Origin of the sequence: Okeania sp. SIO3B5 (assembly GCF_010692555.1) — a bacterium.
Taxonomy (GTDB): domain Bacteria; phylum Cyanobacteriota; class Cyanobacteriia; order Cyanobacteriales; family Microcoleaceae; genus Okeania.
Genome location: NZ_JAAHHG010000027.1, coordinates 16,130 through 30,203, shown reverse-complemented (window position 1 = coordinate 30,203; position 14,074 = coordinate 16,130). Strand labels below are relative to the sequence as shown.

Here is a 14,074-nt window from a genome sequence, read left to right as displayed (position 1 = left end):
TCGATCTACAGACATTAGTCTTGATTAGTATTTTTTACTTTGAATAATCTAAAAGCAAAATTTCAGATATCCTAAAACAATACAAGATAACAATTTATAATATCTTGAATTTGTCACCTAATGCCATAAGTAGTAATCTTTAATGAAGAAAAATATGAGTAACTTGTTTCCCATAACCCCAGAAACTCCAACCCAATATTTTCAACAAGGCCAACAAGCGGTAACAGCAGGCCAATTAGAAAAGGCGATCGTTCTCTATCAAAAGGCTATCGAACTTCAGCCTAACTTGGCCTTATACTACCAAACTTTAGGAGATGTTCTAGTTCAAATAGATAAAACGGAAGAAGCTGCTACAACCTACCAAAAAGCCATAGAACTCAAACCTACTTCGGCATTGTCTCATCATAATTTGGGGAAAGTTCTGGAAAAACAAGGTCAGTTGGAACAGGCGATCGCCTCTTACTCTCAGGCCATAAAAATTAATCCTAATTTTTCAGAATTCTATATCAGTTTAGGAACAGCTTTAGTGGAGAAGGGGTTACTTTATGAGGCTATTTCCCATTTCCAAAGAGCTATATCTCTAGAACCTGACTCTGGTGTTGCCCACCTCAACTTAGGAGTGGCTCTCGAAAAACAAGGTCAGATTGAGGAAGGGATAGTCTGTTATCGCAAAGCTATTGAAATTGACCCTGGTTTCTGGGAAGGATATCAAAAATTAGGAACAGCTTTGACAAAATTAGGAGACCTCCATCAAGCTGCCGAAATTTATTTAAAGGCTTGCCAAATAATTCCTAATTTTGCTACAGTTTATCATTATTGTGGGGAAATCTTGGCCAAATTGCATCGGTGGGATGAGGCTATTGTTGCTTATCGCCGAGCTATTGATTTATTGGGCAACCACAGAGATACTACCCCTACAGCAGCTCTTTATCACCAATTTGGATATGCTCTGACCCAAAAGCAACAATGGGATGAAGCTATTTCAGCATATCGTCAAGCAACGGAACTTCAAGCAAACTCCCCAGATGTTTATCACCATCTTGGTTATGCTCTGGCTCAAGAGCAAAAATGGGATGAAGCGACAATAGCTTACCGTAAAGTTACAGAACTCCAGCCCAACTCTCCAGAAGTTCATCATTACTTAGGGTATGCTCTCTCTCAACAGCAAAAATGGGAGGAAGCTGTAGTAGCTTACCGCAAAGCTTCAGAACTTCAACCCAATTCTCCCGATATTTATCATCAGTTAGGCCATGTTTTGATTCAATTAAAGCAAAATGATTGGGCAGTGGTAGTTCTCCGCCAGGCTGTGGAACTTAATCCTAATCTGGCTGAAGCTTACGGAGACTTGGGCAAAGCTTTGAGTCATATTAAACAGTGGGATGAGGCGATCGCTTCTTTCCAAAAGGCCATTAAGCTTAATCCAAATTTAGCTGAGGTGTATGGCTATTTAGGGAAAGTTTATGCTGCACAAAAACAGTGGGATGAGGCTATTGTTAATTATCGTCGCGCCCTGGAATTTAACCCCAAGTTGCCAGAAGTTCATCATAGTCTGGCTTTAGCTTTGGTGCAGCAACAAAAATTTGATGATGCTATTGTCAGTTATCGTCAAGCTATTGAACTAGGTATTAATACAGCGGAAGTTCATCATCAGTTAGGTCATACTTTGAGTAGGCTGAAACGGTGGGATGAGGCGGTGGTATGTTATGGTCGGGCAGGAGAAATTAATCCAAATTCGGCAGCGGTTTATCATGTTTTGGGAGAGAGTTTAGCCCAACTAGAAAGATGGGATGAGGCGATCGCTGCTTATAGGAAAGCTAGTCAACTTAACCCTAAATCTGCTGACGTTAAATACCATATTGGGGAAGTTATGTCAAGATTGGGGAGATGGGATGAGGCGGTGATAGCTTATGAGAAAGCTGTAGAGTTAAGACCTAATTCGGCAAAATTTCATTTTCAGTTAGGTGAGGCTAAGACGAAAAAAAATCCATTAAGTGAAGCGATTATTTGTTATCGTCGTGCTTTGGAAATAGACCCTCATTTTTCTAAGGCGAAGGCAAAGTTGGAGGAAGTTTCATCGCTACAAAATATTATCGAAACAGGGGAGTTTGGTAGTCTGAGTTTGTTAGGAGAAACTGAGTTTGAAGGTTGTCTTGATTATGCGACTATCGACTATGTTTCTGGTTGGGCGAGACATAAAAAAGACTCTGACAAAGTTGTATTTCTTGATATTTTTGTTGGTAATAATTTAATCGGAACTTTAGTAGCGAATAAGTATCGTCAAGATTTAGCGGAGGCTTTTGATACTCACGGATATCATGCTTTTGCTCAGAAAATTCCTCCTTCTTTACATAGTAATGGGTTAGTTGAAGTTAGTGTCAAGATAACAGAAACAGGTCAACAACTGAAAAATTCTCCTAAATCATTAGTAGTCGGACCGAAGGGGAAAAAACATGAAGTTAATCTGAGTTTTGGTCAGGGAGAAATTAATAAACTTATTTATCGTGTTCAAGGAGTCAGGAGTCAGGAGTCAGGAGTCAGGAGTGAAGAATTCAAAAGTCAAAAGTCAAAATTCCAAGAAGAATTCAAAAGTCAAAAGTCAAAAGTCCAAGAAGAATTCAAAAGTCAAAAGTCAAAAGTCAAAAGTGAAGAAGAAGTCAGAAGTAAAGAAGTCAAAAATGGAGAAGGAGTCGGGAGTGAAGAATTCAAAAGTCAAAAGTCAAAATTCAAAAGTGAAAAAGGAGTCGGGAGTGAAGAGTTAGAAGAAGTCAGAAGTAAAGAAGTCAAAAATGGAGAAGGAGTCGGGAGTGAAGAATTCAAAAGTCAAAAGTCAAAAGTCAAAAGTGAAGAAGTAAATTCAGAATTAAAAAGTCAAAAGTCAAAAGTCAAAAGTGAAGAAGGAGTCGGGAGTAAAGAGTTAGAAGAAGTCAGAAGTAAAGAAGTCAAAAATGGAGAAGGACTCAGAATTCAGAATTCAGAATTCAGAATTGAAGAAGAAGTTGTAGGTGAAGAATTCAAAAGTCAAAAGTCAAAAGTCAAAAATGAAGAAAGAGTCGGGAGTGAAGAGTTAGAAGAAGTCAGAAGTAAAGAAGTAAAAAATGGAGAAGGAGTCGGGAGTGAAGAATTCAAAAGTCAAAAGTCAAAATTCAAAAGTGAAAAAGGAGTCAGAAGTAAAGAAGTAAAAAATGGAGAAGGAGTCGGAAGTAGAGAGTTAGAAGAATTCAGGAGTGAAGAGGAAGTTAGAAGTCAGATATCTCCAGCAAAAGTTCAGACGGAAAAACCAGCAGTAGCAGTAATTATTTTAAGTTTGAATGGAGCGAAACTATTAAGTGAATTATTTGCCTCCTTTGAACTTTATAACAGCTATGAAAATTTGGAATTAGTAGTAGTTGACCACGGTTCAATAGATAATAGTATTGATGTCTGTATGGAATGGTCAGAAAAGTTACCAATTACAATTATTCCCAGAGGGGAAAATTATTCTTTTTCCAATTCAAATAATGTGGGAGTAGATGAAACAAAAGCTAACTTACTGTTATTTATGAATAACGATATTACCCTCTGCCAAGACATAATTCCCCAAATGGTTGAGTTAATTAAACAAGATGAAAATCTAGGAATGGTAGGAGTAAAATTATTAGATATTGTTAGTGACAAATCTTTAGCTTTTCCTCCTACTCAACATTTAGGAGTGCAGATATATTTCCACAGTCAAAATGAACCTTTTTATCCTTTTGAAGTTCGTTATGCTCCCCAATTATTAAAAGTACAATCTGCTCCTTGGAAAGTACCTGTTGTAACTGGAGCATTAATGATGTGTCGGCGGGAAGATTTTCAGAAAGTGGGAGGTTTCAACGAAGATTATTTCTACGGTTATGAGGATGTAGATTTATGTTTGAGTATGCGGCAAAAATTAGGCAAAGAAATTATTAGTGCCAATCATTTAACTGCTTTTCATAACCGTGGTTTTTCTCGGTTCAATAAAGGTAAAGAATTTATCCAGAAAATCTTGAAAAATCGCCCGATAATAGAACAAAGATTTGCTTATTATCTCCGTCGGAAGCATTTACAAGATTATTTTGAAAAAGGAATTTATTGGACTGGTCATCCCTTAACAATTGGTTTTGCTGTAACTGAGGCAAATATGGCAGCTTCAGCAGGAGATTATTTTACAGCAGTAGAATTAGGAGAACAATTAGTAAAACAATTTGGGTGGGATGTTTATTATCTTTCTGAAGGGGAAGAATGGTATGACATGACGCGCTTAGATGTAATTGTAGTGATGCGCCACGATTATGATTTAGAAAGAATAGAAAATGCTAAACCAAGTTTAGTAAAAGTTGCTTGGGCAAGAAATTGGTTTGAAATTTGGGCATCTCAAAAAGCGGCAGGAGATTATGATTGTTTTTGGTGTTCTTCTCAAAAATCTGCCGATTATATTCAGCAAAAATTATCTAAGTCTACAACAGTAGTTAGGATAGCAACTAATGAGGAAAGATTTGATTGGGAAGGAAGAAGGAAGAAGGCAGAAGGCAGAAGGGAAGAATTCAGAATTCAGAATTCAGAAGTCAGAAGTGAAGAAGAAGTTAGAAGTCAGAAGTCAGAAGTCAACTTAGAAGTCAAAAGTCAAAAGTCAAAAGTCAAAACTGAAGAAGTAAATTCAGAATTCAAAAGTCAAAAGTCAAAAGTTAAAATTGAAGAAAAAGTCGGAAGTGAAGTAGATAATAAAATTCCAGAAGTAGGTGAAATTGAAGTAGGAAAAAATTCGGAAGTAGGAGTTTCAGAAGACTCAGGAAAAATTTCTTCTGAAGTACGCAATAAAATTCCCGAAGTAGACAAAAGTGAAGTAGGGAAAAATTCGGAAGTAGGAGTTTCGGAAGATTTAGGAAAAATTCCTTCTGAACTAGAGAAAAATTCGGAAGTAGGAGTTTCAGAAGACTCAGGAAAAATTCCTTCTGAAATAGAGAAAAATTCGGAAGTAGGAGTTTCAGAAGATTCAGGAAAAATTCCTTCTGAACTAGGTAATAAAATTCCAGAAGTAGACAAAAGTGAAGTAGGGAAAAATTCGGAAGTAGAAATTTCAGAAGACTCAGGAAAAATTTCTTCTGAACTAGGCAATAAAATTCCAGAGGTAGACAAAAGTGAAGTAGGGAAAAATTCGGAAGTAGAAATTTCAGAAGACTCAGGAAAAATTTCTTCTGAACTAGGCAATAAAATTCCAGAGGTAGACAAAAGTGAAGTAGAGAAAAATTCGGAAGTAGCAATTTTAGAACAACAGGAAAAAGTCAATTCCGAACTAGAGAATAAATATAAATCTGACTATTGCTTTACTGGAAGTTTCTGGAAATATCCGCGAGATATTATGAGTTTTTTGGAACCAGATAATTTACCCTTTGAATTTGCTTTGTATGGATATAACTGGGAAAAATTTGAGAAGTTTAAAAAGTATAATCGCGGACTCTTGCCTTATACAGATATGCCGAAAGTTTATGCTTCGACAAAAATAGTAATTGATGATGCTAACTCAGTCACAAAACAATGGGGTTCCACAAATTCACGAGTATTTGATGCCATTATTTCTGGTGCTTTAGTTGTGACAAATGGAGAATTAGGAAATCAAGAATCTTTCGACGGACTATTGCCTACTTATAATTCCCGCGAATCTCTGGAAAATTTATTACGGGAGTACCTAACAAATGAGGAACTAAGATTAACAAAAGTGGCAGAATTACAGAAAATAGTCGAGGAAAAACACACTTACAAACATCGCGCCCAAACAGTATTTACTGCCTTACGCGAAAAAATGAGTAATAGTTTCCGTATTAGCATAAAAATCGGAGTTCCTGACTGGAAACAGGCGCAAGAATGGGGAGATTATCATTACGCCTTAGCAATGAAACGACAGTTTGAAATATTAGGTCATTCCGTCAGAATTGACATTTTGCCAGAGTGGGAAACTCCTAAAGCATTCGGAGATGATGTAGCAATTGTAATTCGTGGTTTGAGTCGTTATCAACCAAAGTCTTATCATATTAATTTGATGTGGAATATTAGTCATCCAGATAAAGTTGAATTTGCAGAATATGAAGAATATGACCATATATTTGTAGCCTCCTATTCCTATGCTGAAGAGTTGCAAAAACAGGTAAAAGTTCCGGTACAAACTTTGCTCCAATGTACCGACCAAAATTTGTTTTATCCAGACAAAGAAGGTTATGAAGAAGTAGGAGAAATATTGTTTGTCGGTAACTCTCGCAAAGTTTATCGCCAGATAGTAAAAGATGCCGTCGAAGCAGGTTTAAAAATAGATGTTTATGGTACAAACTGGGAAAAATTATTGCCCAGTGGTTATTTAAAAGGAGAATATATTCCCAATGAAATTTTACGACGTTATTACAGTAAATGTGGCGTACTATTAAACGACCATTGGGATACCATGCGAAAAAAAGGATTTATTTCCAATCGTTTATTTGATGCTGCTGCTTGTGGAGCAACAATTATTTCTGACAAAATTGCAGGTTTAGAAAAAGTGTTTGGAGATAAAATTTCCACTTATAATTCTCAGGAAGATTTGCCAAAAGTAGTAGAAAATTGTTTACAGCAAAAAAGTCAGAAATTAGGAGAAAAATTAGAGTTAGCAAAATATATCCGAGAGAATCATAGTTTTGAGAAAAGAGTCAGAGAAATATTAGGAACTATTGAGAAGTTGAATGAGGAAAAAATGTTGGGGAAGTTCATAAAATAAGAAACAGAAATCTAGAATTTCTGCTGATTAGTGAAACAGAAGTAACAACCTTAAGAAAACTCACTGATGTCTATCCATACAAAAATATTCTTGCCCAAATAAATGCTAACTGTAATTATGCCAAAAAATTAGGCTCCGAAGCTATTTTACAAACACCTGAATCTTCCAGCTTATTTGTTATTTATAATGTTTTGATGGAATTATGTTTAGCCTATAAGTTGGTAGAGGATAAGGAAGCTGGTAAATTAGCCAAAAATATAGTCAACAAAATTAGCCAAAATTCTTCTAGATATCCTAACTTATTTAGTGAGGAAATTCACAGAGCTTTTGTGCTAACTGCAATTATCCTATTTAGAGATATAGCTCCTGAATTATTTACTGTGGAAGAACATCTTTGCCTAGTAGAATTTATTGAGAAAAAAACCATAGAAACTTGGCAAGAATCTCACAGTAAACTTTGGGGAGGAAAAGAAAAACAACTTAATAGTTGGAATCATCGAATAATAGCTTTTTCCGGTTTAGCGATCGCTACTATTAGTCTGGGTAATTATCTACCCGAAGCACAAGAATGGCTAAATGTAGCAATGAGTCGTGTGGAAGACTTTTTTATCGATGGTATAACCGACCAAGGAATGACAAGGGAAGGTCTCTGGTATTGTGGATTTGTTTCTAAAATATTAGGGATTTTACTTCGCATTTGTCGCCAGAAAAATATTAAAGTTAATGGAGAATTTTTAGATGATAAATATAGTGATAAATTATACCAATTTGAAAAAAGAATGTTACGAATAATAAGCACCATAAAAAGACTTTCAGATAAAGTCTGTTTCACGAAAAAGGTGATTTGCAACATCAAAAATGGTATTAAATCTATCCATTATGCATTCTAAATTCTAAATTCGCGCATTAAAATAAATACCCTAACTATTTGTAGCAAACATTTATCAATTTGGTATTAGACCGTTTAGCTGAATGGTATTTGTATGAATAATTCCCCCGTGGAAAATATCTAAATAACTGGAATGATTCATAGTGAAGTTCTCTCCCGTTAAATCGGAGATTATAACGGGAGCTTCTAAAACAAAGATAATTGAACCCAAGTTTCAGAAGTTTCTTGTCTCACAGGCTGACTAACGCCTAAGCCTCCACAAGCAGACAAGATGATACCCACCTCGTTTAACGCTTTATTTAATATGTTAATTGCTGCATTCTCATCTCTATCTAAAACTGTTTTACATTTAGGACAAGAATGAGTTCTCACTGATAAAGTTTTAGGTACTTTTTGACCACAATTACTACAATTTTGTGATGTATTGTGAGGATTAACTTTAATCACATGAACACCTTAAATAATTAATAATTAATAATTAATAATTAATAATTAAAGAATCATATCAAATCCGGTAGCATCGGTGTTATTTAATCTTTAAAGATAAGAGTCTATATTGTAGGAAGAATGGCCATTTTTCCTTACCGATTGTATGACGATCAACAGTATTATACTACTGTGAAGCCAACGGATTTGATATCATTCATTATTCATTATTCATTATTCATTATTCATTATTTACCTACATCGTAAATTGATTTTGAGAGTTTAGTATTTTTAGCTAAACCTTTTATATTAAGGTCTTCTACAGCAATTAAATCATACTCTTTAACTAATTTATGAGCAGTTTTATAATGAAAATCTTCTCTTTGTCTAGCAATATGTTGATGCAATCTAGCTATTTTATTCTGTGCTTTTTGCCAGTTATTAGACCCAATTTCTTTTCTAGCTGCTTTACTTTGCTTTCTAGCTAAATTAGATTGTGCTTTTCTATAGAAATTTGGAACAGAAACAGTCTCACCAGTATTAGTAGTTAAAAACTCTTTTAAACCTACATCAACACCTACAGCAGTTTTGATATTATCAGTAGGAATTAAACTAGGAACTGACTTATCTTCCAAACTAAAACTAATATAATAGCCGTCAGCTTTTTTTGTTATAATTGCAGTTTTAATTGTAAATCCATCTGGAATAGGTCTATGCACTATCACTGGAATAGCACCAAATCTGCTAATCATAATTTGCTTATCATCAAACTTAACTGCTGCTTTAGGATGATTTACTCTACTAAAGCTTAATGACCTTAGTTTGCCAGACTTTTTAAACCTTGGTCTACCAAATTTTTTACCTGTTTTGTCAGGAACTAACCAACGTTTCCAAGCTTGATCTAGTCTTTGTAAATTAATTTGTTGAACTTCAGAGTAAATTTCTTTATACTCAGGAAATAACTGTTTTGTTTCTTTAAGTGCTGATTGCTGAAAATAATAATCTGGTCTACAAGGAATCTCGCCAATAGGACATGAAATTATTGAGCATCGGTCTATTTGACATCTAGTTCTATTTAACCAATCTAATCTTTGACTATCACGCATAATTCCAATGTCTCCTCAAGAGTTCTAACCAATTATCTATCTTAGCTATTTGTTCTTGATTTGGTTTAATTTTGTAACAATGACTTACGATCATTTTATTTCCTTTTCGACCAGAGCTTTATCATAATAGTTTGTGTAGACTTTGTCTATACATAATAAAGAAAACAGGATTAAATATACGAATAAGTCATAACAGATTAAATAAGCTGAGATTATATGCAGCAGAAAATGAAAAAACGATGACCCAAGTAATAAGTGATTTCATAGATTCACTCAGACTTAAAGACAAGAAATCAGAAGAAAAACATCAATCGACACCTATTTAATTTGCAGCTCGGCAATTCCCCTCCCGTTAAATGGCTCGATTATAACGGGAGACCCCTTGCCGAATCTAGTTGGAATCCCCATCCTGGTTTATGGGGATATTTAACGATAATAGGTAACAAAAATCCTAGTCTTGTTACTTATGTTTGGGAATTATTAGTAGGTAGCAAAGGATTAAAAACTTATGGCAGAGATCCTAATTTAAACTTCTCTTCTTTATTTGATGCCTACTTATTTTTACCTCAACCACCAGTAGCAGAATTTAAACTAGAAAATACTAACTTATCAATAGGTCGCTTTTGCTCCGATATTGGTTATTTAAACATTAGAAATTATTGGTCATCAGCAGCAACAATTGTTAGTTTCAATTGTGGTAAATATATTGAGGGTATTCACGACCAATCAGATAATAATTCTTTTACATTAATATTTGAAGGTCAACCCCTAGTTATTGACTCTGGTGCTGCTAATGATACAAGGGAAAATTCTCCATCATCCTCCCTCGGTCATAACTTAGTTTTAATTGATGGTAAAGGTCAAAGATTTTCAGGAAGAGGGAATGGTGTATCAGGGAAAATAATAAAATATGATTATTCTGAAGTGTTTGATTATATTATCGGAGATGCAACTGAATCATATAATTTACATAATTATAATCCTGTTAATTTTGCCATTAGACATTTATGTTTTGTAAGAAAACCTTTTCCTTATCTAGTCACATTTGATGATATTGAGTCATCTTATTTTTCTGATGGAAAAATTCATCTATATGAGTATTTATTGCATATCCCTAAAAGCTTCAATGTAGAAAAAATTAATCACAATCAATTTAGACTAAAGCTACTAGAAGCAGGAAATATTTACTCATTTATTCTGCAATTTTTTAACCAAGAAAAACTAGAGCTTAAAATCGAACAATTTCAATCAAAACATCACCATAACTTTGCAAATCATAATTTATTGCGATTTAGCATCAGAGCCATAAATCCTCATTTTTTAGCTGTATTTATATCTGAAAAAAAATTAGAAAATCTGAGTATGAAAATTAATGCAAATGTTGATAATAGTAGAATTGTACTGGAAATTTTATCGTCACAATGGTCAGATTATCTAGAATTAAAATTATATAGAGGAAAAGACACTTATTTAAAAGATAAATGGTTTAAATTTCAACGAACTGACTCCTCATTAATTAATAATGGATAGTAGTAGGCTTCTAAGAATGGCAAGTTCTTCTCAGTTAAATATGGTTAAATTTCTGCTTTTTCCTCCAATAACTCCGATGCATTAACCCCACGATTTATTAAACTCCATTCTGGCTCTACAGGGTCATACTTGCAATAGCACACAAATACTTTTTTGTCTGTGTCAGGGCTAACAAATTTTTCAACTCTTGTGACAACCCAATCTCCATCCCTTCCATGAGTATTGACATCCTCCCCCGGCTGAAGCACGGGAGATTCCCACATCACTGCGAGAGTTTCCTCTTTTTGCGAGTCGGCTTACTTTTGTGGATTTCTCCATTCAAGCAGAGGTCGTTCTCTCCAGAGGCGTTACTTTCCCTGTGCCCCAGGGTAGTTGATAGTTGCTTGAGGGCAGATTTAAGTATGTTGATGGCCGCATTCTTGTCCCGGTCTGCTGAGTAACCACAATGAGGACATTTATGAGTCCTGGTGCTAAGAGTTTTTACAACTATCTCACCACAATTTGAACAATTTTGAGAAGTATATGCAGGCTCTACTGCTACCACAGGTACGCCATAAATACTGCCAAAATACTCCAACCATTCTCTAAACTTGTACCATGCTGCATCTGCTATTGATTTGGCCAACTTGTGGTTTTTGATCATGTTACGCACTTTCAGGTTTTCTATCGCTACCAAGTCGTGAGACTGTATGACGCGCTGTGCTAATTTACAAGCCCAGTCGTTACGTCTGCGTGAAACCTTTAGATATGCTCTACCTAACCTATTTCTAGCTTTACTCCTATTTTGACTACCCTTTTGAGTGCGAGATAAGCGACGTTGTAGTTTTTTGATTTTACGTTCACCTTTTCTCAAAAATCTTGGATTATCTACTTTTTCACCGGCCGAGTTAGTGTAGAAATGATTTAAACCTAAGTCTATTCCTACCTGAGTTCCTGTGAGATTTTTATCTTCCTCCCTAGTGTGGTCTATCAAAAATTGAGCATAATAGCCATCGTGCTTCCTGATAACTCTGACCCGTTTTATTTGCTTGAGTTGATAGAAGTGAAGGTCGCGACTTCCCCAAAGCTTAAAAGTACCTGCCTGAAAACCATCCGTAAAAGTTAAATAGCGTCTATCTTCAGATAACTTCCATCCGCTAGTTTTGTATTCAACTGACGCTCTAACTTGATATTTTTTAAACTTTGGGTATCCTTTTTTACCTACAACCTTGGCTTTGCAGTTTTTATAGAACCGTTCTATGGCTGCCCAAGCTCTCTCAGCATGAGCTTGCCTAGACATAGAGTTTAGTTGTTTTGCCCAAGGAAATTCAATATTGTGAGCTAATTTGGCACAGTATTTATAGGCATCATTGCGACTTTTGATTTCTCGATCCATCCATGCCCTAATAATGCTGTTACGCACAAATCTACCAGTACGAATAGCTGAATCTAGCTTTCTCAACTGACTTGGTGTGCCTTGCATTTTCATTTCATAGGTGAGCATAGAAAGTTTTATCGTTTAGTGATACGATAAAATTATGACATATACTCAAAATATTAGCAACTGCAATCAAAAGTCGTCCAGCGAAGGACGGGGCTTTAAACCCAATTTTTCGGTAAAACCATTTTCTGATTCTGATTTGTAATTTCGTGTTCTATCCCCTATTTCAGGAATAGTAGGTTTTTCTTGATAGCTCCAATTTTCCCAAATAATGTTGGTCAAAGTTTACTCTAGGCATAAGCACCCGCTCTTCCCAATGATGTTTGTTTTCCATCATCCATATTTTTTTTTGTTCCATTTTTTCACATTCCTCTGGAGTTGTCTCAGAATGAATATTTTAATGAATACTTTCAGGATTTTTGTCATTATTAGACATTAATGAAATTCCCAATAATCTACAGACTAATCATACTTATAACCTCTAAATCAAGGAAATTTTGAATATCTAATACCTTGACTATTATACAAATAAATAAGCACAATACCTATTACTATTATTGTTGAAAAAAATTATACTATGAGAAAATCAAGTTCAATATTTCAATTCATTTTACTTTTCTAGGTCATGCTACGCAAACAGGCAGAGGTACTGGTAACTGATAACTGATAACTGAAATGACAGCTATAACCATCAACTTTAACAATATACTGAAACTTAACGACGACCAATTCTATCAATTATGTCGAGATAATCCCGAAATCAAATTTGAACGTAACATCAGAGGAGAAATAACAATAATGCCACCCACAGGAGGAGAAACAGGAGAATATAATGCCTCTCTTATTGCTGATTTTGTAATATGGAATCGTCAAACAAAATCAGGAAAAGTATTCGACTCCTCCACCTGTTTCAAACTTCCCAATAATTCTAATCGTTCTCCCGATGTATCATGGATTAAATTAGAAAGATGGAATCAACTAACTCCCCAACAAAGAGAAAAATTTCCTCCTATAGCACCAGATTTTGTATTAGAATTAATGTCACCATCTGACATTTTAAAGGATGTGCAAAAAAAGATGCAAGAATATATAGATGGAGGAGTAAAATTAGGTTGGCTAATTGATAGAAAAAATCGTCGCGTGGAAATTTATCGCCAAGGAAAAGAAGTAGAAATATTAGACTATCCCACAAACTTATCAGGGGAAAATATATTGCCTGGTTTTGTTTTAGATATGGAGTTATAATTATATAATTTCCCAATATATATCAAGAAAAAATATATGAATCTATCAATTAAAAATCATACCTCTCGTAATAGCCCAAATCATCCAAATGGCATCAAAAAAGTCCAAGTGGGTTGTGGTCCCCATAATATCATGGCCGACTGGTGGAATGTGGACATTCGCTCTTTTCCTGGTATAGACCAAGTGATGGATGTTACGAAACCTTGGCCTTTTAATGGTTTGGAATATGTGTATGGGGAACACTTTCTCGAACATCTAAGTCTCGAAGGAGCGATCGCTTTCTTGAATAATGCTTGGAAAAGTCTCAAACCCGGTGGAATAATTCGACTTTCTACTCCATCCCTAGAGTGGGTACTTTCTACTCATTTTAATTTGTCAGAAACTAATCCCCAAAGACGGATTGATTCTACATTTTCTATGAATCGTGCCTTTCATGGATGGGGTCATCAGTTCATTTATTCAAAAGATTTTTTGCAATCTTTACTTGATAATTTAGGATGGCAAAAAGTAATATTTTCTGAATATGGAAAAAGTGAACATTCAAGTTTAAAAGGTATTGAACGTCATGGTGGATATAAAGTTGATAATGGATATCCTAATGTTTGGATTGTAGAAGGTACGCGAGGGGATGGTCGTTCAGAGTCTAGTGTTTTGTCTTATCAGAAATTACTGGATAAGTCTTATGTGAGTTATGTTAGGTCTGGTCATTAATTAAT

At 35.0% G+C, this 14,074-nt stretch carries 11 protein-coding genes; 5 read left to right on the top strand and 6 right to left on the bottom strand.

The features are described from left to right. Nucleotides 1-154: 154 nt before the first annotated feature. Together F6K54_RS06285 and F6K54_RS06280 are read left to right on the top strand one after the other, a co-directional pair. The gene (locus tag F6K54_RS06285) at nt 155-6,742 is read left to right on the top strand and encodes a tetratricopeptide repeat protein (protein WP_293075709.1); all 6,588 of its coding nucleotides are present in this window, start codon (nt 155-157) and stop codon (nt 6,740-6,742) included. A gap of 194 nt (nt 6,743-6,936) precedes the next feature. After that, nucleotides 6,937-7,632 carry a hypothetical protein gene (locus F6K54_RS06280; RefSeq protein ID WP_293075707.1) on the top strand — a complete coding sequence of 232 codons (696 nt, stop codon included), beginning with the start codon at nt 6,937-6,939 and terminating at the stop codon, nt 7,630-7,632. 185 nt (nt 7,633-7,817) lie between these two features. On the opposite strand, the gene F6K54_RS06275 is transcribed toward F6K54_RS06280, so the two are convergent. The 3 genes from F6K54_RS06275 to F6K54_RS06265 all read right to left on the bottom strand — a co-directional run bounded on the left by F6K54_RS06275 (nt 7,818) and on the right by F6K54_RS06265 (nt 9,257). Then, a complete protein-coding gene (locus tag F6K54_RS06275; RefSeq protein WP_375341955.1) occupies nt 7,818-8,078 on the bottom strand; it encodes a zinc ribbon domain-containing protein in 261 nt (86 codons plus the stop codon). Nucleotides 8,079-8,305: 227 nt separating this feature from the next. After that, nucleotides 8,306-9,163: a transposase gene (locus F6K54_RS06270; protein WP_293075705.1), complete on the bottom strand. Its 858-nt coding sequence runs from the start codon at nt 9,161-9,163 to the stop codon at nt 8,306-8,308. Next, a complete protein-coding gene (locus tag F6K54_RS06265) occupies nt 9,156-9,257 on the bottom strand; it encodes a helix-turn-helix domain-containing protein (RefSeq protein WP_293065816.1) in 102 nt (33 codons plus the stop codon). The genes F6K54_RS06270 and F6K54_RS06265 overlap by 8 nt, the downstream gene beginning before the upstream one ends. A gap of 233 nt (nt 9,258-9,490) precedes the next feature. Here F6K54_RS06265 and F6K54_RS06260 point away from each other — a divergent pair, with 233 nt between their 5' ends. Beyond that, nucleotides 9,491-10,693 (top strand): heparinase II/III family protein, encoded by a 1,203-nt coding sequence (locus tag F6K54_RS06260; protein WP_293075703.1) that lies wholly within the window; start codon nt 9,491-9,493, stop codon nt 10,691-10,693. 44 nt (nt 10,694-10,737) lie between these two features. Here F6K54_RS06260 and F6K54_RS06255 read toward each other — a convergent pair whose 3' ends face one another. From F6K54_RS06255 to F6K54_RS06245, 3 genes are all read right to left on the bottom strand, one after another. Further along, a complete protein-coding gene (locus F6K54_RS06255) occupies nt 10,738-10,956 on the bottom strand; it encodes a hypothetical protein (RefSeq protein WP_293075701.1) in 219 nt (72 codons plus the stop codon). After that, on the bottom strand, nt 10,956-12,176 hold the full coding sequence (locus tag F6K54_RS06250) for a transposase (protein WP_293075699.1): 1,221 nt from the start codon (nt 12,174-12,176) through the stop codon (nt 10,956-10,958). Before F6K54_RS06250 ends, F6K54_RS06255 begins: the two co-directional genes overlap by 1 nt. A gap of 66 nt (nt 12,177-12,242) precedes the next feature. Beyond that, nucleotides 12,243-12,395 (bottom strand): hypothetical protein, encoded by a 153-nt coding sequence (locus tag F6K54_RS06245; RefSeq protein ID WP_293075697.1) that lies wholly within the window; start codon nt 12,393-12,395, stop codon nt 12,243-12,245. A gap of 393 nt (nt 12,396-12,788) precedes the next feature. On the opposite strand from F6K54_RS06245, the gene F6K54_RS06240 reads away from it, so the two are divergent. Further along, nucleotides 12,789-13,358 (top strand): Uma2 family endonuclease, encoded by a 570-nt coding sequence (locus F6K54_RS06240; RefSeq protein ID WP_293075695.1) that lies wholly within the window; start codon nt 12,789-12,791, stop codon nt 13,356-13,358. 36 nt (nt 13,359-13,394) lie between these two features. Further along, nucleotides 13,395-14,069: a hypothetical protein gene (locus F6K54_RS06235; RefSeq protein WP_293075694.1), complete on the top strand. Its 675-nt coding sequence runs from the start codon at nt 13,395-13,397 to the stop codon at nt 14,067-14,069. Nucleotides 14,070-14,074 lie beyond the last annotated feature (5 nt).

Coding starts and splice junctions, on each gene's coding strand:
- F6K54_RS06255 (WP_293075701.1), bottom strand. CDS start 10,956: ATGTGGGAATCTCCCGTGCTTCAGCCGGGGGAGGATGTCAATACTCAT.
- F6K54_RS06280 (WP_293075707.1), top strand. CDS start 6,937: ATGGAATTATGTTTAGCCTATAAGTTGGTAGAGGATAAGGAAGCTGGT.
- F6K54_RS06235 (WP_293075694.1), top strand. CDS start 13,395: ATGAATCTATCAATTAAAAATCATACCTCTCGTAATAGCCCAAATCAT.
- F6K54_RS06250 (WP_293075699.1), bottom strand. CDS start 12,176: ATGCTCACCTATGAAATGAAAATGCAAGGCACACCAAGTCAGTTGAGA.
- F6K54_RS06285 (WP_293075709.1), top strand. CDS start 155: ATGAGTAACTTGTTTCCCATAACCCCAGAAACTCCAACCCAATATTTT.
- F6K54_RS06265 (WP_293065816.1), bottom strand. CDS start 9,257: ATGATCGTAAGTCATTGTTACAAAATTAAACCAAATCAAGAACAAATA.
- F6K54_RS06270 (WP_293075705.1), bottom strand. CDS start 9,163: ATGCGTGATAGTCAAAGATTAGATTGGTTAAATAGAACTAGATGTCAA.
- F6K54_RS06240 (WP_293075695.1), top strand. CDS start 12,789: ATGACAGCTATAACCATCAACTTTAACAATATACTGAAACTTAACGAC.